Here is an 18,674-nt window from a genome sequence, read left to right on the forward strand (position 1 = left end):
CGGGCACGCTGGAGCGGTCAGCCGCTCTCGCTGGCCTACGTACTGCGCACAAACCTGCCCGAATGCTTCCGGGCACAGCGGTCCACGATACCCGCACCGTTTACAGGGGGCAAAAAGGGGTCCCCGCACCGGGGCTGGTAGAGGACCTAGCGCGCCAGGTTCAGGGTCAACTCGACCAGCTTGCGGGCCGCTTCGCACGGATCCGGATGGCTCGAGCCCGCCCGGAAGTTCACCCACCACCCGACGATTCCGGTGTCCGCGGCCGGTGCGCTCACCCCGCAGGAATCGGCGTCACCGGGACGGCGGGTCTCCAGTGATCGCCTGCCCTGCACCGAGATGTCGTTCGTCACATATCCGAGGCGATCGTTGTTCGCCTTCTCGTTCTTGAGCGAACCGAGTTCGTACCAGCTGAGCGTCACCATGCCGCTGCCGGACGCGCCGCCCTCCAGATCCCACATGCAGACCGCGCCGTTGAACGAGGGGCTCGGGTAGGTGCCCTCGCCGACGACCTTGCCGATGTCGTCGAGCGAGACGACCTCGCATTCGCGCAACAGCTTGTCGAAATTGGTGTTGAGGCGGCCGCCGCCGTCGGATTCGGTGCCGCCGGCGGGCAGCGCCGTGCCGGGGATCGTCTTGCCGCAACCACCGACCGCGGCCGTGACGGCCACGATGGCGAGCAGGGCCGCGCCGCGGGCGCGCCGTCGGGTCGCGGAGGTCCGCATGGTCGCCCTCATCCGAGTCGCTGCACTGTCAGTTCGGCCATGCGCCGCGTGCGGTCACACGGATTGCCCTGGTTCGCGCCGCCGAAGACACCGAAGGACATGGACCACTCGAAGAAATCGTCGTCGAGCTGGATGGCCAGGTCGCACACCTGCCCGCGCGGATCCAGGGCCTGGAAGCCCTTCTTGCCCCCGACCTCGATGGCCTCGGGCTCGCGTCCCACGCTCGCCACCCAGGCCTTCTCCCGATCGATGGGACTGCCGCGGTAGGACGCGAAGGTCACGCTCGCCGCGCCGACCCCGCCGCCCTGCCAGTTGCAGCCGGTCGAATTCTTGAAGACCCGGAAGATGGCGCCCAGTCCCCCGATGTCGCGCACCTCGTCGTCGGTGAGGTGACCGCATTCGCCGACGAACGGGCCCAGCGTCGCCACCTTCGGGGGTGGTCGCAGGGGCCCGGTCGGAGCGTCGTCATCGCTTCCCCCACACGCCGACAGCAGCAGCGCGAGGCTCAACCCCGTGACGATCGCCGACGTCATACGCATGCCCAGAACTCTACTGTGCAGGCCGGAGTCGAGCCCGTCACAGCAATCGCCGCGCGTTCGAATTCCCGATGACACGCGTCCGGCGCTTCGGCCGATGCGGCGCGAAACCGATCCGGCTCAGAGGTTTCCGCGGGACTCCTGTTCGCGTTCGATCGCCTGGAACAGGGCTTTGAAGTTGCCCTTGCCGAAGCCGAGCGAGCCGTGGCGTTCGATGAGTTCGAAGAAGACGGTGGGGCGGTCGGTGACGGGTTTGCAGAAGATCTGCAGGAGATACCCGTCCTCGTCGCGGTCGACCAGGATGCCGCGGGCGCGCAGTTCGGCGACGGGGACGCGCACGTGGCCGATGCGGGCGCGCAGTTCGGGGTCGTCGTAATAGGTGTCGGGGGTGTCCAGGAATTCGATGCCCTCGCGGCGCAGGGTGTCCACGGCGGTGAGGATGTCGCCGGTGGCCAGGGCGATGTGCTGGACGCCGGGGCCGCGATAGAACTCGAGGTATTCGTCGATCTGGGAGCGCTTGCGGCTCGGCGCGGGCTCGTTGAGCGGGAATTTGACCCGATGGTTGCCGCTGGCCACGACCTTGCTCATCAGGGCGGAGTAGTCGGTGGCGATGTCGTCGCCGACGAACTCGGCCATGTTCTCGAATCCCATGACGCGGCGGTAGAACTCGACCCAGTGGTCCATGCGGCCCAGTTCCACGTTGCCCACGACGTGGTCGATGGCCTGGAACACCCGCCGGGGCGCGCCGGGCCGGGGTTCGTAGGCCGAGCGGCGCGGGACGAAGCCGGGCAGGTAGGGGCCGTCGTACGCGGAGCGGTCGACGAGGCTGTGCCGGGTGTCGCCGTAGGTGGCGATGGCGGCCGAACGGACGGTGCCGAATTCGTCGGTGTCGTCGTGCGGTTCGATCAGGACGGTGGCGCCGTGGGCACGGGCCCAGGCGATGCAGCGGTCGACGTCGGGCACCTCGAGGGCGATGTCGGTGATGCCGTCGCCGTGCAGATCATGGTGTGCAACAAGGGAACTGGCGGGGTCCACGGCGCCCTGAACGACGAATCGGGCGCCGCCGCTGCGCAATACGAACGCCTTGTGGTCGCGGTTGCCGGTCTCGGGCCCGGAGTACGCCTCGAGGCGCATGCCGAACGCCGATTCCAGGAAGTGGGCCGTCTGGGTGGCGTTGCCGACGGCCCAGACCAGCGCGTCCCAGCCGAGCACGGGGAAGGGGTCGGCGGAGGGGTCGTGATCGACGAGTCCGACGAGCCTGCGGAGCTCCTGCTCCTCCCGCTCGGATCGGTCGGGTCGATCGGCCGGCCACGCGGGAGCAACCTCGATGGTCATTCTGTAAGAGAACGACGCGGACGGCAGCTGAGCAATATCGGCGATTTCGAGTAGACACCCTGGCGAATTGGGCCACCAACGCCCGCTCGGTGCTGGACAATTTGAATAGCAGCATCACTCCCGAGCGGAGGTCCCGCCATGGCTCGCACGCCCGCCAAGTTGGATGAACTCGATCTGGCCATCCTGGCCGCCATGCACGAGTACCAGAAGGCCGGAATCCTGGAGCTGTCGCGGCGGACCCGGGTCGCGCGCGCGACGGTGCAGTCGCGCATCGCGCGGATGGAGGAGGCGGGCGTGATCTCCTCCTACGACCCGCACGTGGACGTCACCGCGGCGGGATTCGACGTGCAGGCGTTCGTGACGCTGGAGATCGCGCAGGGGCAGCTGGACGCGGTGGCCGCGGATCTCGAAGCGATTCCGGGTGTCCTGGAGGCCTACGCCACCACCGGTTCCGGGGACGTGCTGTGCCGCATCGGCGCGGATTCGCACGCGGGGTTGCAGCATGTGCTGCTGAGTATCGACCGCAGTGCGACGGTGGTGCGTTCGCACAGCGTGATCGTGCTGTCGACGGTGGTGGCCCAGCGCACGCTGCCGCTGCTGCGCACGCTGACCCCGTCCACGTCGAGCAAGGCTCCGGCGTACCGCAACGCGCACTGAACGGCGCTCGGGCCGCGGCCGCACTCCCGGGAGCGTTCGCGCGACAGGTCTCGTTCGCCGCCGAGCGCGGTCGCCGTGGACACGCACCTGCCCGCGCCTCGAAGACCGGACTCGGGTCCGCACCCGCCTTGACACCGGCGGGCACACGACGACGCGATGTCGTCAGTCGCGGCCGAGGCGGGTGATGAGCCCGCAGACGTGGGCTTCCGCGGCCGCCCGGGCGTCGGGCGCGTGGCCGGATTCGAGGGCGTCCAGGATGCGGCGGTGCTCGCGCAGGGCGATGCTGCGGTTGCGGGGGTGCCGCCACAGGTCGCCGCGGTAGAGGTGGGCCTGGGCGTCCAGGCGCGCGAGTTCCTCGGCGAGCGTGCGGTTTCCGGAGCGCTCGCGAATGAACGTGTGGAATTCGAGGTCCAGTTCGGAGTCGCGGGCGGGGTCCGCGGGCTCGCGCAAGTGATCTTCCTGAGTGACGAGCAGGGTGGTGAGTTTGCTCAGGTCGGCTTCGGTCAGGCGGGTGGCGGCCGTGGCGGCGGCCAGGCCGTCCAGCACGGTGCGCACGGCGAGCACGTCGCGGATCTGGGTGTCGTCCATGCTCGCGACGCGGGCTCCCGCGTGCGGGACGTTGACCGCCAGGCCCTCGTAGATGAGCTGCTGCACCGCTTCGCGCACCGGGCTGCGACTCACGCCCAGGCGCGCGGACAGCGCGAGCACGCTCAGCGGCGCGCCGGGTGCGAGTTCGCCGGACAGCACGAGCCCGCGGAGTTGCCGATGCACGGACGGGCCGAGCAGCGCGCTGTCCGGTTCGCTCATGGTGGTCCTCTCTGATCGGTTCGAAATTACCCGCGCGGGCGGTAGTTGGCCCGCACGCGCTCGGCCAGGAAGTCGGCGGCGGTCACGGGCGGATAGGCGGCGCGCGGGCCCTGGATGACCGCGTCGCGGTCGGCCTGGGCGAAATAGGCGATGCTGTAGCGCTCGCCCTGGTACTCGTCGGGGCCGGGGCCGCGCACGCGATGGAAGTTCGACGGCAGCAGGTCATCGCTCCAGCGGGTGAGCATGTCGCCGATGTTGCAAGTGATCAGCGCGGACGACGGGGTGATCGAGGTCCACTGCTGTTCGTCCATCTCCTTGCCGGGGCACACCTGGAGTCCGCCCTGGCCGTCGCGCTGGAAAAGCAGTGTGAGGCAGTCGAAGTCGGTGTGCGCGCCGGCGCGCCAGCGGCCGGGGACATGCCGCAGTTCGGGTGGCACGGCGAAGTAGTGCAGCAGGCGCAGGGTGGACTGGTAGTGCGCGGAGGCGGGGTCGTGGGCGCGGGTGAAGTAGTCGCGATCGAAGCCGAGGCGCTCGGCGAAGCAGGACAGCACCCGCATGGCCACGGTCCAGCACGCGTGCTCGAAATCCAGTACGGCGCCGGTGAATCCGGTCAGCTCGGCGGCGGTGGGCCAGCGGCCGTCCATATGCGGCCGGGTGACCTGGTAGGACTCCTTCTGGTCGGGGACGCCGATGGAGGGCCGCACCTGGCTCAGGCTCTCCCAGCCCGCGTTGTCCGCCTTCACGAGGGGGTACTGGGCTTTCACCGGTTCCGGGAGGGCGAAAAACCTTGCGGTGTGCCCGAATACGGCGTCGATCTGCGATTGCGGGATGCCGTGCCCGGAGAGCTGGAAGAAGCCGATCTCGGTGGCGGCGGTCCAGAGCTGATCGGTGATCTCGGCGCGGCGATCCTCGAAGTCGGTGAGGTCGATGACGCGGATGTCGCGGGTGGTTTCGGCGCCGAGTCCGCCCATCCGCATTTCGCGGGCGACCTCGGTGGTTTCCTGGCTGGTCATGGCTGTCCTGTCCGATCGGGTGTTCAGTCTGCGGAGATGGCCGGGTCGAGGAATTCTTTGGTGACGAGGTCGCGGGCGGTGAGCCCGTCCGGCACCTTCGCGCCGCCGCGGCGCAGGATGGGCGCGAACTCGTCGATGACGCGCTGTACGCGGGCTTCGTCGAAACTGCCGGTGACGCCGTCGGTGTCGTTGCCGATCAGGCCGTTGTCGATGAGCACGCGGGAGCCGAAGGCGGCCAGTTCCGCGCTGTAGGGCGCGAAGTTGGCGCTCTTGGCGACGACGTCGACGACGACGTCGTTCACCGGCCCCGGATCGGCGCGGAACTGCGCGGTGGCGCGCTGGATCATGGGCACGAGGCGCTGCAGGCAGGGCCGCAGTTCGTTCAGTTTGTCGGCGCGCACGTTCACGGTGCGGGCGTAGCCCTCGTAGCCGACATCGCGCAGCAGTTGGTAGGCGACGGGCTTGTTCCAGGCGCGCACCTCGTGTTCGTAGACGTAGGGCTCGGAGTTGGCGAAGCCCTGCTGGGCGAAGGAGGGATCCGAGACGAAGCGCGAGGGGCCGTTGTCGTAGGAGGTGTCGATCTGATTCGCCTGCAGCAGGCCGCGTGCGACCAGCCATTCGGGGTAAAGCTGGCCCTGCGAGACCACCACGGGCGCACCGGATTTGCCGATGTCGGCGATGCCGCGCCAGCCGGACCGGGTGGCCGGATCCCACATGAGCATCTGCGGGCTGTAGCGCAGCAGGGTGGTGACCGCGACGATGGGCTGCGCGGCGGCCGCGGCGATGGCGTGTTCGGAGTGGGTCAGGCCCAGGGTGATCGAGGAGTCGACGTACATCTGCGAGGGGACGGTCTGGAAACCGATGGCCGGGCCGCCGGCGCGCAGTTCGAGGTCGACGCCGGTGTCCTTGCCGTCCACCACGAGCGGGCCGGTGACCTTGTTGGCGTCGGAGTCGACGCGATAGCCGGGACCGAGCAGGCCGAAGAGCGGGCCGGAATCGGTCTCGGGTTCCCATTGCAGCTGGACCGCCACGGTGGCGGGGCAGAGCCCGGCCAGCTGCTGTTCGGCGGGCGCGGGCGGGAGTTGCACCGCCGCGACGTCGGATTCGGTGCTCGAACAGGCGGCGCCGGTGGCGACGACCAGTGCCGCGAGCGCGGTCGTCCCCAGGCGTTGTAGACGGTTGTGCATGGGTTCTCCAGGGGGTTTCGACAGGGTGGTGCGGAAAGCGGTTGTGCGCCGGGTTCGTTCAGCGCCCCGAGGCGTGCCAGCGGCCGACGGTGAGGCGCTGGGCGGCGGTGAAGATCGCGAATACCGCGACGCCGAAGAGGGCGGCCAGCAGCAGGGCCGCGAGCAGGTCCTCCGATTGCAGGCGGGAGCGGTAGTTGTCGAGCAGCGTGCCGATGCCGGGTTGGCCCTTGGCGAAGAACATGTCGCCGATGACCGCGCCGGTCACCGCGAGGCCCGCGGCGGTGCGCAGGCTCGCCATGATGGAGGGCAGGGCGGCGGGCAGTTCCAGGGAGATCAAGCGCCGCAGTCGATTCGCGCGGCCCAGGGCGAACAACTCGCGCAGGTTGCGATCGACCGATTGGATGCCGAACAGGGTCATGGCGATGATCGGGTGCACGGCGATCAGGACGCAGACCATGGTGCGGGCGGTGAGGCCGTAGCCGAACCACAGGCCGATGAGCGGCACCACCGCCAGCACCGGAACGGCTTGCAGTACAACCGCGTACGGGTACACGACGCGTTCGACGACCTTGGCCTGACTCATCAGCACCCCGATCGCGACGCCGATCAGCGCGGCGAACAGCAGCCCGGTCACCGCGACCCGGGCGGTGACCGCCAGCGCGCGCAGCATGACCTCCAGTTTCGCCGGGTCGCTGAGGGATTCGGCGAAGACGGCGTGCGGGGGCGGCAGCAGGAAGCGGCGGTCCGGCGCCAGCAGCACCAGCGAGACCAGATACCAGGCGGACAGGGCGAGACCGGCCGAGACCAGGGGCGCCAGCAGGCGGCCCAGAATTCGCGGGACGGGGACGCGGCGCACGGTCCGGGTGCGCGCCGGGGCGGCGGAAACGGCGAGACCGACCATCAGCAGGCTTCTTTCAGGGAACGGGACACGTGTGACACCAGGTCGGTGTAGGCGGGCTCGAACCGCAGATCGCGCTCGCGCGGATACGGCAGCTCGATGTCGATGACCTCGTGGACGCGACCGGGCCGGGCGGACATGACCACCACGCGGTTCGCCAGGAACACCGCCTCGGACACCGAATGCGTGATGAACAGGGCGCTGAAGGCGTTGTCGCGGTACAGGCGCAGCAGTTCCTCCTGCATGTGCAGGCGGGTGATCTCGTCCAGGGCGCCGAAGGGTTCGTCGAGCAGCATCACCCGGGGCTCGAGGGCGAGCGCGCGGGCCAGCGAGACCCGCATCCGCATACCGCCGGAGAGCCGGCCGGGCAGTGTGCCCGCGAAATCGGCCAGGCCGACCGCGTGCAGGGCGCGGGTGGCGCGCTCGCGCCGGGTGGCGCGGTCGATTCCGCTCAGCTCGGCGCTGAGCTCGACGTTGCGCAGCACCTTGCGCCACGGCAGCAGGGTGGCTTCCTGGAAGATGAAGCCGACCGAATCCGAGTGCACGGCAACGGTTCCCGCGCTGGGCTGCTCCAGACCGGCGGCCAGGCGCAGCAGCGTGGACTTGCCGCAGCCGGAAGGGCCTACGACGGCGACGAATTCGCCGCGCCCGACCTCGAGGTCGATATCGGTGAGTGCGACCACCTCACCGGAACCCGCACCGGGGTAGCGCTTTCCGATTCCGGCGAAGGAAATCTCCGTATCCGGTCGCGGCCGGGCCGGAGCTCCGGCCGGATCGCGCACCATGTCCCGTAGGACCATCGCACCCACCTTCTCTCACTCGTACTGCGTGCATCGTGTGCGTGAGATCAGTGTTGTCGATGTGGATTACATGCAATCGTGTCGCTGTTTCCAGTTTATTAACTAGTACTGCATGTTATTCAGCTGCCTAGTCAGTTCGCGTTCGTCGACGCGGGTGCTGCGGCCGTCGCGGATCACGGCCTCCCCCGCCACCCAGACCGTGTCCACCACGCGCGGGGACGCGGTGGTGAGCAGCGCGGCGCCCGGGTCGCGGACCGGCAGGCAGGCGAAGTCGCGGTCGAAGCGCACGAGGGTGAGATCGGCGGGATCGCCCACCGCCACCCCGGAATGCGTGGCCGGATCGCCGAGCGCGCGGGCCGCACCGCGGGTGGCCATGTGCATCATGTCGTGGAAGCCCAGCAGATCGGCGCGCCGGTGCGTCACCCGCTGCAGGTAGGCGCCCATGCGCAGGGCCAGCAGCATGTCCTGGGTGTCGTTGCTGGCCGCGCCGTCCACGCCCAGCCCGACGCCGATGCCGGCGGCCAGCATGTCCGGAACCGGGGCGACGCCGCTGCCCAGGCGCATATTGCTCAGCGGGTTGTAGGAGACCGCGACGCCGCGTTCGGCGAAGACCGCGCGGCCGTGCGCGTCCAGGCGGCAGCAGTGCACGGCCAGCGTGCGCGGTCCGAGCAGGCCGCCGTCGTCGAGGTAGTCGACGGCCGAGCGGCCCGCGTGCAGGCGGCACATGTCCTCGTCGGTGTCGGTCTCGAGCAGGTGGATGGAGATGGTCTTGCCGGTGCGGTCGGCGTGCTCGCGCACGGCCGCCATGCCGTCCGGGGTGAGGCAGCGCGGGTTCGGCACGGCGTGCGCGATGCCGATGCGGGTGCCCGCCCAGCGCCGATCCAGTTCGTCGATGTGCGCGAGCACCTCCGGAAGCGGTTGCAGCAGGCGCGGATCCATCCCCCACTTGCGGGTGGGGTCGGCGCGGTCGGCGACGCCGCGCCCGAACACCACCCGGATGCCGAGCTCGTCCAGGGCGCGCAGGGCAGCGTCGTGCACGGCCTCGGAGCCGCTCGGCCACATGTGCTCGACGACCGTGGTGACTCCGCTGCGCAGCAGCTCCAGCCCGCCCGCGAGCGCCGCGAGATAGGTCTGCTCCGGCGTGGCGGCGACGGTGAACTCACCCACGCAGTGCAGCCATTCGAGCAGCGGCAGACCCTCCCCCGCCCCGCGCAGGATCGACTGCTGCAGGTGCGTGTGCGTGTTGACGAACCCGGGGACGAGATACCCACCGCCCCCGTCGATTCGGGGCAGAGTCGCCGCCGCGCCGGCGAAGCCGTGGTTCGCGGTGGCGACGGAGTTCCGGCCCGTGTTCGGGCCGATGGCCACGATCCGGCCGTCGCGCACGACGACGTCCTGCCCCGGCAACCATTGCGGTCCGGCGGGGGTCGCGGCGTACACGGTGACGTCCCCGATGACGGCGGACATGGAAATACGGCTGCCCATGCGGCATTCCTCCAGGAAATGCGGCTGGTTAGCCCGCCGGGTGCCGACGGTGCGCGACGTCCGTTGCAGCCATGAACGCCGTGCCCGCGAGCGTAGCGAGGCCGTGTTTCCCGGGGGTTACCGCCGGGTGCCGGCGGACGGATCGGTGCGCGCCGTTGTGCACAGGCATCCACAGCTGGGGAGAGTTGTGCACAAACCGTGCGGCCCGAGAGTTCGAGACTCGACCATGCAGGCCGGAGCTCGAGATGGGGCGGCTGTCGGATCTCACAACCGGCCGCGGCGGCCGAGTCTCGAGAACTGTAGCGACGGACGGGCTTCGGAGGGAACGTCCGCCGGACACCGGGCCGGCGTCGCGGCAGCACGGGTCGCAAAGCCCCGGCCCCGGCCACAGTTCACGGGCGTCGCGGCGGCCGGGGCCCGAGAACTGTGGCGGCGGGCGGGATTCGAGGGACGCGGCGCCGGTCAGGGTTTGAGAGCCGCACCGGGCGTGAGGATCTCGATGCTGGGGGTTCGGTCGGGGTCGGTGAAGGCGAGCAGGGACGCGGCCTCGGATTCCACCTCGGTGCGTTGCGCGGCGGTCCATGTCGAGCGTGGGATGATGCGGAGGCGGGCGGTGGTGGCGGTGGTGAAGATCTTGTAGATGCCCTGGAGGAAGCCGTCTATCAGGACCGGGGAGACCTGGTTGGCGGCCTCGCGCAGGGGTGGGGGCGCGCCGTCGGGGATGACGCGGGTGCGGTCCTGGTGGGAGAGCAGGAGGTTGTCGTACCAGCCGAGCAGGCGGACCGGGGCGGGGTGGTCCGGGTCGGTCAGTTCCGCGTCGGCGGCGTCGTAGAGGGTGCGGCCGCGGTCGTCGGTGTAGGTGCGCACGCGGTCGCCCAGGCGGTCCACGGCGGGTTTGATGCCGGTGAGCTTGGACCAGGTCTGCATGTCCATCGTGGTGGCGGGACCGAAGGCGCGCAGGTAGCGCAGCAGGAGTTCCTCGAGCGGGTAGTCGGGGTCCGGCGGTGCGCCGAGCCAGGGTTCGACGCGGGACCAGACGGGGCGGCTGCTGTCCTTCCAGCGCCCGCGCGGCGGCGTCTGCAGGACCGGCAGCTGGTACAGCCAGGTCTGCAGGACCGCGCCCGCGTTCCGGTCGGGGTAGAGGGCGGCGGCGTGCGCGCGCATGTCGGCGGCGGACATGGGCTCGTCGCCGAGCAGCGCCTCGCCGTGCGCGCGCACCTCGGCGGGGTCCAGCCCGACCATCGCGCCGAAGTTGAATCCCTTACGGAACGGGATCTTTTCGAGCTCGGGCTGGATGTGCGGGGCGATGCGCAGCGCGTCCGGCGGGGTGACCAGGTGAATGGTGCCGCGCATCAGGGTGATTCGGACCAGGGAGCGATCCTCGAGCCCGGCGGTGACCGTGGCCGGGTCGAAATCGGCTGTGCGACTCCACAGTGCGAGGAACGGCGGCAGGGTGTCCTGGGCCTGCAGGCCGACGAGGTGATCGCACAGCTGCGGCGCGGTGAGCGGGGCCCGCTCGAGCAGGTGCTGGCGCGCCAGCAGTGTGCGATTCAGAACCCGGGTGGACAGCTTCACAATTGCGGCACGTTACGGGACCGCGGCGCGAGTGTCGTGCCCACCGCACCGTCAGCGCAGGGTGATGACGACCTTGCCGGTGGCGGTGCGCTTGTCCAGGGCCGAGACGGCCTCGGCCGTGTGCGCGAGGGTGTAGAGCGCGGGCTCCGGCGGCGCGACCTTGCCGTTGGCAAGCAGCGGGGCGACCTCGGCCCACTGCTCGCGCAGGTAGCCCGGATGGGTCATCACCCATTCGCCCCAGGCCGCGCCCACGACCTCGACGTTCTTGAGCAGCAGCCGGTTGACCTTGACGGTGGGGATGTCACCGGCGGTGAAGCCGACCACCAGGACGCGGCCGCCCGAGGCCAGCGAGCGGATGCTGTCGGTGAAGCGGTCGCCGCCGACCGGATCGAGCACGATGTCCACGCCACGGCCGCCGGTGAGTTCCTTGACCGCCGCCAGCCAGCCGTCGGTCAGCACCACGTCGGTCGCGCCGTTGGCGCGGGCCACCTCGGCCTTCTCCTCGGTGCTCACCACCGCGATCACCCGGTCCGCGCCCAGCGCCTGCGCCATGCGCAGCGTCGAGGTGCCGATGCCGCCCGCCGCGCCGTGCACCAGCACGGTCTCGCCCGGGGCCAGCCTGCCCCGCTTGGTCAGGCAGAAGTGCACGGTCAGGTCGTTGAACAGCACGCCCGCGCCGGCCTCCAGGGAGACGTTGTCCGGCAGCTCGAACACCATGTCGACCGGTGCGACGGCGACCTCGGCGGCCGCGTTGCCGAGCAGGGTCAGCGCCACCACGCGGTCGCCCGCCTTGACGTGCGCGCCCTCGGGGGCCTCGCGCACGATGCCCGCGACCTCGCAGCCCACGACGTAGGGCAGCGCCGGCTTCATCTGGTACAGGCCGCGGGTCATGAGCACATCCGGGAACGCGATCCCCGCCGCGTGGACGTCGATGACGACCCCTCCGGGATAGGCCGCGGGCTCCGGCACATCGAGAACCTCGATGGACTCCGGGCCTTCGAGCTTGCTCACCACGGCTGCGCGCATACCGATCAACTCCGATCAATCCCACTTGCGGGTACTCACCCGAACCTAACCGATACCGGGGTTCACACAACAGCGGCCGGGCACGTTCACGCGTTCGGCCGCGCGGAAGAGGGGTTCGGTGGAGGCGGCCGCGCCCGCGCGGGCCGGCGGAGGCGCGGTCGCTACGAGCCGATGGCAGGTGCGGACGGGCAGTCACACGGCCGCCGGGAGCCGACGAAGACGGGCGGGCGAATTGGCAAGCGGGCGAACGAGCGAACAGCCAAGCGAGCAAGCGGCCGAGCGAGTAAGCGGGCAAGCGGAGGCGGCCGAGCGAGTAAGCGGGCAAGCGGAGGCGGCCGCGCCCGCGCGGGCCGATGGATGCGCGGTCGCTACGAGCCGATGGCAGGTGCGGACGGGCAGTCACACGGCCGCCGGGAGCCGACGAAGGCGGGCGGGCGAACGGGCAAGCGGCCGAGCGCGCAAGCGGGCGAGCGGGCAAACGGGCGAGCGGGCAAACGGCCGAGCGCGCAAACGGGCAAGCGGAATCGGCCGACCCGGGTCATTGCGCCGGCGTCCGCTACCGGGGCGGGGCGGGCAGCGGACCTATTTCACGAGGCGCGGGGGTTCAGCCGCGATAGGAGTATTCGATCATCGCCTCGTCGGCGAGGGTGGCGCCGTCGCGGGAGATCGTCAGGGCCGAGGGGGTGATCCGGTAGCGGGTGTCGTCGACCGGGTTGACGACGGTGTAGCCGCCGGAGCCGTCCGGGACCGGATCGTCCAGGGCGATGCCCGCACCGTCGCTGATCCGCACGCCCTTGTAGTAGAACCGACCGGCGCCGGTGCGGCACACCACGATTCGGGAGGACGCGGTGCGTCCGACCGCCATGGCGGGGTTGTCGGCGTTGCAGCGCGCGCCCGCGGTGCCGACGAAACCCTGTGCGTCCGAGCCGGACACGGACCCGGTGAACGGGGCCAGGGTGGTGGGGACCACCGCCGTGGGCCGCCCCGGCCCGGTGCTCTGCCCGGGCTGCGCGATCTCCGAGGTGCCGCCGGACCCGCCGGGCCCGTCCCCGCCGCCGGACAGCAGCAACCAGCCCACCGCCGCCAGCAGCAGCACCACGACCGCGGCCAGCATGCCGACGATCAGCGGCATCGACCCGCGCTCCCGCGGCGGCAACGGCAATGGCGCGGAGGGGTGTTCGGGCCGCGCGAGCGGAATCGGCGCGGAGTACCCCGACGCCCGGTGCAGGGTGACGTCGTACTCCCCCGGCGCCCGGGCGGGAGCGCCGCCCGGCGCGGGAGCGGATCGTGTGTCCGAGCGCGCGTAATCTCCCGGCGGCGTGCGGTATTCGCCGGACCGCGCGGGCTGACCGCCGAACTCCGAACCGGCCGCGCCGCCCTGGCGCGTGATTCGGCCGACGCCGCCCGGTGGTGGCCCGTACCCGGCCGGTCCCGGAACCTGTTCCGCCGCAGCGGGTTGCCTGCCGAGGGCATCCGACCCCCGAACGGGGCCGGCGCCGGGCCGCTCGGGAGAGTCCCTTGCGCCCGGAGCTCGACCGGCGCCGGGTCGCGGCGTGTGGTCCACCCCGCCCGGGCGGAAGCCCTCGGGACCACCGGCGACGGGACCGGAACCTGCCGGACCCCCACCTGTCGGACCGGAACCTGCCGGACCCCCACCTGTCGGACCGGAACCTGCCGACCCCACACCTGCCGGCCTGGAACCTGCCGGACCCACACCTGCGGGGGCGGCGCCTGCCGCACCCGCACCGGCCGTACCGGCGCTTGCCGTACCGGCGCTTGCCGTACCGGCGCCTGCCGTACCGGCGCCTGCCGGACGAACGCCCGTTGGAGTTGCGAACGGCCCGGACGGGTCCTGCACGCGCGTGGGGTGCGCGCGCGGCGGGGCCGGGGGCGGGCCGGGCGGGGTGGCGCGGGTGGCGTCGCCCGGATCGGCGCCGAGCAGGGCCGCGCGGGCGGCGCGGGCCAGTTGACCGGCCGAGATGTAGCGGTCGGGCACGTCCTTGGCCATACCGGTCGCGATGACACGATCGAAGGAGGCCGGGACGCCGGGGCGGTGGCTGGGGCGCGGGGGCGGGGTCAGCATGTGGGCACGGATGGTGGCCAGGTTGCTGTCGGTGGTGAACGGGATTCGGCCGGTGAGGCTTTCGTACAAGACGCAGGCCAGCGCGTAGATGTCGGCGGAGGTCGTGACCGCGGCGTCGTGCTCGAAGCGTTCGGGGGCCATGTAGGCGAAGGAGCCGATGGCGCTGCCGGTGACGGTGAGCTGTGCGTCCGAGTCGGTGTGCGCGATGCCGAAATCGACGAGGTAGGCGAAGAAATCGCCGGTCAGCAGGATGTTGGCGGGCTTGATGTCGCGATGCACCAGTCCGCTCTCGTGCGCGGCGTCCAGGGCGGCGGCGATCTGCTCCACCACGGCCACGGCCTGCGCCGGGGTGAGCGGTCCCCGCTCGTGCAGGTGCGCCTTGAGATCGCGCCCGCGCACCAGGCGCATGTCGATGTAGAGCACGCCGTCGACCTCGCCCCAGTCGTGCACGGGGATGACGTGCGGCTCCTGCAGGCGTGCGGCGGTGCGGGATTCGCGGCGGAAGCGCTCCACATAGGTGGGTGAGCCGGCGAGTTCGACGGCGAGCAGTTTCAGGGCCACCACGCGGTCGCGGACGGTGTCGTAGGCCTCGTAGACCTCGCCCATTCCGCCCACACCGAGCAGCCGTCGCAACTCGTACTGTCCGAACCGCGAACCAGCCCTAGCGCCTGCGGGCACCGGCGTCGCCTCCCCTGCCGTGGATCTACAACAGCAAAGGCTACGGGGCCGCAACGGCAAAGGCTACGGGGCCGCGCGCGCACCGGCCGTGCCCTGCGTAAAGTCATGTCTCAGCAAGCACCGCACGAAACGCGGCACGCCCGGGTTCACAGGATCCGCGGCGATGCAGCGCGAGGAGCACCAGTGTCACACGATCAGCCGCTCGCCCCGCTTCCCCAGGAGGGCATGGGCTTCGCCTCGGCGTGGCCCGTCCGGGCCGGCGACGTGGATCCCTATCAGCGCTTGCGGTTCGACGCCGTGGCCCGCTATCTGCAGGACATCGCCTGGGAGGAAATGCATTCCGGGTTCTTCCATCGCACCGATCCGGCCTGGATCGTGCGCCGGACGGTCGTGGACGTGGTGCGTCCGATCCACTGGCCGGACCGGATCGAGCTGCGCCGCTGGTGCTCGGCGATGTCGACGCGCTGGACCAACATGCGGGTGCGGATCACCAGTGAGAACGGCGGTCTCATCGAGACCGAGGGCTTCTGGATCAATATCAACGAATTCACCAACATGCCCACCCGCATCAGCGACGAGGGCCTGGCCGAGCTGGCCCGCACCACCCAGGAACACCGGCTGCGCTGGCGGCCGTGGCTGGTCGACCACACCCCGCCCGAGTCCGACACCGATATGCCGTTCCCGGTGCGCGCCACCGATATCGACCAGTACAACCACGTGAACAACGCCGCGTACTGGCAGGCCATCGAGCAGTACCTGGTGGATTACCCGAAGCTGGTGGCCGGGCCGCACCGCGCGGTGATCGAGTACATCGCGCCGGTGCTCGCGCGCCAGCACATCAGCGTGCGGTCGCGCTACGAAGCGGGTGACCGCACCGGGCATCCGGTGCTGCGACTGTGGTTCGTGGTCGGCGGGGTCACCACCACGACGGTGCGGATCGGGCCGCTGCCGAGCTGAGCGGCGCGACATCTCCGGGACATGCCCGCCGAAAGGCTCGGTAGCCAAGAGTTTGCCTGACACACTCTGCGGCGAGCCGATCGCATCCGGTGATCGGGAACAGGAGATCGCCCATGCGCCTCGCTCACCTCGCTCTGCTCGCGGCCGCCCCCGCGCTCGTCGTCACGCTCACGGCCTGCGGCTCGGACAGCGATTCCGCGGACAGCCGGACCACCGGCGCGAGCACCACGATCACCACCACCACGACGACCGCCCCCGCGAGCGCGACGAAACTGGTCGGCCCGTCCGCGGCCCCGCTGCCGCCGCCGAGCCCGACCCATCCACCCGTGACGACCAGCCCACCGGCGACCACGACCGAACCCGTCCCCACCACGGCGCCGGTGACGACTTCCCCCGTGCCCAGCCCGATCATCGACGACGTGAACTGCGGCCCGGTCACCGACGCGGGCGGCGGCACCCGGCACGTCATCGCGGTGGGCACCGAGGCGGGCCGGGTCGGCTGCACCGAGGCCATCGACGTGGCGAGCGAGTACGCCCAGAACATCAGCGACACCGACGTGGCGACGATCGACGGCTGGAACTGCAACGCCCAGCCCGATCCGGCCGTGCCGTCGATGTGTGCGAAGGACGGCCTGGTGATCGCCTTGCGCGCGAACTGACGCCCGAACTCCCCTGCGGCGCGCCAGGTTCGGTGGCCTTCGTCGCGCCGTCAACCGGGTTCGCGGTCAGGTCGGATCCCTCGGGTCGCCCGCGCCTCGGGCTCGTCCGAAACCGCAGGTTGATCGGTCACCCGCGGCTGCCTAGACCCAGTTCGACCGGAAATGCCGGCTCGATCGATCGGTCGCTTGCGGCGGCCGAGGCCCGAGATCGGCCGGATCCCCGCGTCGGCCGGTTGCCGACCGCGTCTCGGGTCCAACCGAAACCCGTGGTTCGGCAGGGCATCTCGAGTCCGCGGCCGATGGGCACGGCCGTTCTATGGGGCGGCCGCCGGGCGGGCGAAATTTCGGGGCGAGCGCGGACAGCACTGTGGCCCACCGGGAAACCGGTGGGCCACAGTCGTGTTCGTGCCGGGGGCGTCAGCCCTTGGCGGCCTTGAGGAGATCCTCGAGGCTGGTGAACTTCACGCGGGGGCGGCCGGCGGCCTTGCCCGCGGTGCGCTCGGCCGCGTCGATCGCCTTCCAGCCGTCGCGGCCGATGGCCTCGGGCTGGCGCTGGGCCAGCAGCGCGTCCAGGGCGGCGCGATCCGCCTGGGGCGCGGCCAGCGTGCCCGCCGAGAAGTCGGCGATGAGCTGATCCACGGTCTCCTGGGAATCGACCCGATTGGAGCCGATCACGCCGCGCGGGCCGCGCTTGATCCAGCCGGAGACATAGATGCCCTGCAGCGGCTGCCCGTCGGCGTCGACGACCCGGCCGTGCTCGTTGGGCACCACGCCGTTGCTCTCGTCGAACGGGATGTCGGCGATGGCCTTGCCCTTGTAGCCGATCGAGCGCAGCACCAGCGAGGCGTCCAGGCTGCCGGTGCGCTCGGAGGCGTAGGCCACCGGGCGGCCGTTCTCCTCGACCAGCTCGTTGTGCACGTACTCGAGGCCCTCGACCTTGCCGTCGCCGGTGACGGCGGTCGGCGAGACCAGGTACCGGAACACGATCCGCTTGCGGCCCGGGGTGGGCGCGAGGGCGGCGTACTCCTGCGCCAGGGTGTACTTGAGCTGGAGCGAGGGCTCGACCTCGGGATCGTCCAGCTCGGCCTGGCTGGACGGATCCAGCGCCAGCTCGTCCGGATCGACGATGATGTCGACGTTCTTCAGGTGCGCGAGCGCCAGGAACTCCGGCGAGGTGTACGCCGCCTGCAGCGGGCCGCGGCGGCCGAGCACCACCACCTCCTGGATGTTGCTGCGGCGCAGCGCGTCCAGGGCGTGATCGGCGATGTCGGTCTTGGCCAGCACATCCGGATCGACGGTGAGCACGCGCGCCACGTCCAGCGCCACGTTGCCGTTGCCGACGATGATCGCGCGCTCGCCCGAGAGGTCGAATTCGCGATCCGCGAAATCCGGATGCCCGTTGTACCAGGCCACGAACTCGGTGGCCGAGTGCGAACCGGGCAGATCCTCGCCGGGCACGTTCAGGCGGCGATCGGTGGACGCGCCGTGCGCGTAGATCACCGCGTGGTGATGGGCCACCAGCTCGTCGTGGCTGATGTGCTTGCCGACCTCGACGTTCAGCCGGTACTGCAGCGCGTCGCGCCGGAACGCCGACTCGAACAGGCCCGCTACCGCTTTGGTGCCCGGGTGGTCCGGCGCGACGCCCGCGCGCACCAGGCCGTACGGGGTGGGAAGCCGGTCGAACAGCTCCACCTCGACGTCGGCGCGGCGCAGCAGTTCCTCGGCCGCGTAGCAGGCGGCCGGGCCCGCGCCGACGATGGCGACGCGCAGGGTGCCGCGATCCTTGGGCGCGCGGGTGGGCGGCACCAGGGGCTCGAAGTTCGACTCCAGCGGATGCCGGACGAAGTAGGAAGCGTTGATGTCGCGGAACCGGGCCAGAGACGAGAGCAGATCATCTTCCGAGAAGATCGCGTCGACCGGGCAGGCGTCCACACACGCGCCACAGTCGATACAGGTATCGGGGTCGATATAGAGCTGCTCGGTCGACGCGAACTCCCGTTGCTCGGGAGTGGGACGAATGCAATCGACCGGACACTCGGGAACGCAGCTGGCGTCGTTGCAACAACGCTGCGTGATCACATAGGCCATATCTCGCAGATCCTCGAAACAGTCGCGTGGTGCTACTCCGCTCGGGGTTCGAGCAGGGCGGGTAGAACACGTTCTAATATATGCGGGGGTTGAGCGCCAGTACGCACTAGGTGTGACGCCTCCCCTAGTGTGCCTCGAGTGTGAGTCCCGTCTCTCGCCGGGAGCGGA

General features: G+C 70.7%; 16 protein-coding genes. 3 read left to right on the forward strand and 13 right to left on the reverse strand.

All coding sequences use genetic code 11. The annotated features are described in order from the left end of the window. Window positions 1-146: 146 nt before the first annotated feature. From ABZ319_RS17875 to hppD, 3 genes are all read right to left on the reverse strand, one after another. Window positions 147-722 (reverse strand): DUF3558 domain-containing protein, encoded by a 576-nt coding sequence (locus tag ABZ319_RS17875; RefSeq protein ID WP_354987517.1) that lies wholly within the window; start codon window positions 720-722, stop codon window positions 147-149. An 8-nt stretch (window positions 723-730) separates the two neighbouring features. After that, window positions 731-1,261: a DUF3558 domain-containing protein gene (locus tag ABZ319_RS17880; protein ID WP_354987518.1), complete on the reverse strand. Its 531-nt coding sequence runs from the start codon at window positions 1,259-1,261 to the stop codon at window positions 731-733. Between the two features lie 117 nt (window positions 1,262-1,378). Further along, the gene (hppD, locus tag ABZ319_RS17885; RefSeq protein WP_354987519.1) at window positions 1,379-2,593 is read right to left on the reverse strand and encodes a 4-hydroxyphenylpyruvate dioxygenase; all 1,215 of its coding nucleotides are present in this window, start codon (window positions 2,591-2,593) and stop codon (window positions 1,379-1,381) included. 138 nt (window positions 2,594-2,731) lie between these two features. Between hppD and ABZ319_RS17890 the strand changes: the two genes are divergently transcribed. Next, window positions 2,732-3,250 carry an Lrp/AsnC ligand binding domain-containing protein gene (locus ABZ319_RS17890; protein ID WP_354987520.1) on the forward strand — a complete coding sequence of 173 codons (519 nt, stop codon included), beginning with the start codon at window positions 2,732-2,734 and terminating at the stop codon, window positions 3,248-3,250. 162 nt (window positions 3,251-3,412) lie between these two features. On the opposite strand, the gene ABZ319_RS17895 is transcribed toward ABZ319_RS17890, so the two are convergent. From ABZ319_RS17895 to ABZ319_RS17935, 9 genes are all read right to left on the reverse strand, one after another. Next, on the reverse strand, window positions 3,413-4,057 hold the full coding sequence (locus ABZ319_RS17895; protein ID WP_354987521.1) for a GntR family transcriptional regulator: 645 nt from the start codon (window positions 4,055-4,057) through the stop codon (window positions 3,413-3,415). A 26-nt stretch (window positions 4,058-4,083) separates the two neighbouring features. Beyond that, window positions 4,084-5,070 (reverse strand): 2-oxoglutarate and iron-dependent oxygenase domain-containing protein, encoded by a 987-nt coding sequence (locus ABZ319_RS17900; RefSeq protein WP_354987522.1) that lies wholly within the window; start codon window positions 5,068-5,070, stop codon window positions 4,084-4,086. Window positions 5,071-5,093: 23 nt separating this feature from the next. Continuing rightward, window positions 5,094-6,257 carry a nitrate ABC transporter substrate-binding protein gene (locus tag ABZ319_RS17905; RefSeq protein ID WP_354987523.1) on the reverse strand — a complete coding sequence of 388 codons (1,164 nt, stop codon included), beginning with the start codon at window positions 6,255-6,257 and terminating at the stop codon, window positions 5,094-5,096. Between the two features lie 58 nt (window positions 6,258-6,315). Further along, window positions 6,316-7,158 carry an ABC transporter permease gene (locus ABZ319_RS17910; protein ID WP_354987524.1) on the reverse strand — a complete coding sequence of 281 codons (843 nt, stop codon included), beginning with the start codon at window positions 7,156-7,158 and terminating at the stop codon, window positions 6,316-6,318. After that, window positions 7,158-7,940 (reverse strand): ABC transporter ATP-binding protein, encoded by a 783-nt coding sequence (locus ABZ319_RS17915; RefSeq protein ID WP_354987575.1) that lies wholly within the window; start codon window positions 7,938-7,940, stop codon window positions 7,158-7,160. Before ABZ319_RS17915 ends, ABZ319_RS17910 begins: the two co-directional genes overlap by 1 nt. A 117-nt stretch (window positions 7,941-8,057) precedes the next feature. After that, on the reverse strand, window positions 8,058-9,422 hold the full coding sequence (locus ABZ319_RS17920; protein WP_354987576.1) for an amidohydrolase family protein: 1,365 nt from the start codon (window positions 9,420-9,422) through the stop codon (window positions 8,058-8,060). Window positions 9,423-9,902: 480 nt separating this feature from the next. Then, on the reverse strand, window positions 9,903-11,015 hold the full coding sequence (locus tag ABZ319_RS17925) for a winged helix DNA-binding domain-containing protein (RefSeq protein WP_354987525.1): 1,113 nt from the start codon (window positions 11,013-11,015) through the stop codon (window positions 9,903-9,905). 51 nt (window positions 11,016-11,066) lie between these two features. Next, window positions 11,067-12,041 (reverse strand): NADPH:quinone oxidoreductase family protein, encoded by a 975-nt coding sequence (locus tag ABZ319_RS17930; protein WP_354987526.1) that lies wholly within the window; start codon window positions 12,039-12,041, stop codon window positions 11,067-11,069. Window positions 12,042-12,645: 604 nt separating this feature from the next. Continuing rightward, window positions 12,646-14,802: a protein kinase gene (locus tag ABZ319_RS17935; RefSeq protein WP_354987527.1), complete on the reverse strand. Its 2,157-nt coding sequence runs from the start codon at window positions 14,800-14,802 to the stop codon at window positions 12,646-12,648. A 183-nt stretch (window positions 14,803-14,985) separates the two neighbouring features. Between ABZ319_RS17935 and ABZ319_RS17940 the strand changes: the two genes are divergently transcribed. Beyond that, on the forward strand, window positions 14,986-15,759 hold the full coding sequence (locus tag ABZ319_RS17940) for an acyl-ACP thioesterase domain-containing protein (RefSeq protein WP_354987528.1): 774 nt from the start codon (window positions 14,986-14,988) through the stop codon (window positions 15,757-15,759). Between the two features lie 113 nt (window positions 15,760-15,872). Then, the gene (locus ABZ319_RS17945; RefSeq protein WP_354987529.1) at window positions 15,873-16,418 is read left to right on the forward strand and encodes a hypothetical protein; all 546 of its coding nucleotides are present in this window, start codon (window positions 15,873-15,875) and stop codon (window positions 16,416-16,418) included. A gap of 417 nt (window positions 16,419-16,835) precedes the next feature. On the opposite strand, the gene ABZ319_RS17950 is transcribed toward ABZ319_RS17945, so the two are convergent. Then, a complete protein-coding gene (locus ABZ319_RS17950; protein WP_354987530.1) occupies window positions 16,836-18,506 on the reverse strand; it encodes an FAD-dependent oxidoreductase in 1,671 nt (556 codons plus the stop codon). Window positions 18,507-18,674 lie beyond the last annotated feature (168 nt).

The sequence above is a fragment of the Nocardia sp. NPDC005978 genome, from assembly GCF_040614455.1.
Lineage (GTDB): Bacteria > Actinomycetota > Actinomycetes > Mycobacteriales > Mycobacteriaceae > Nocardia.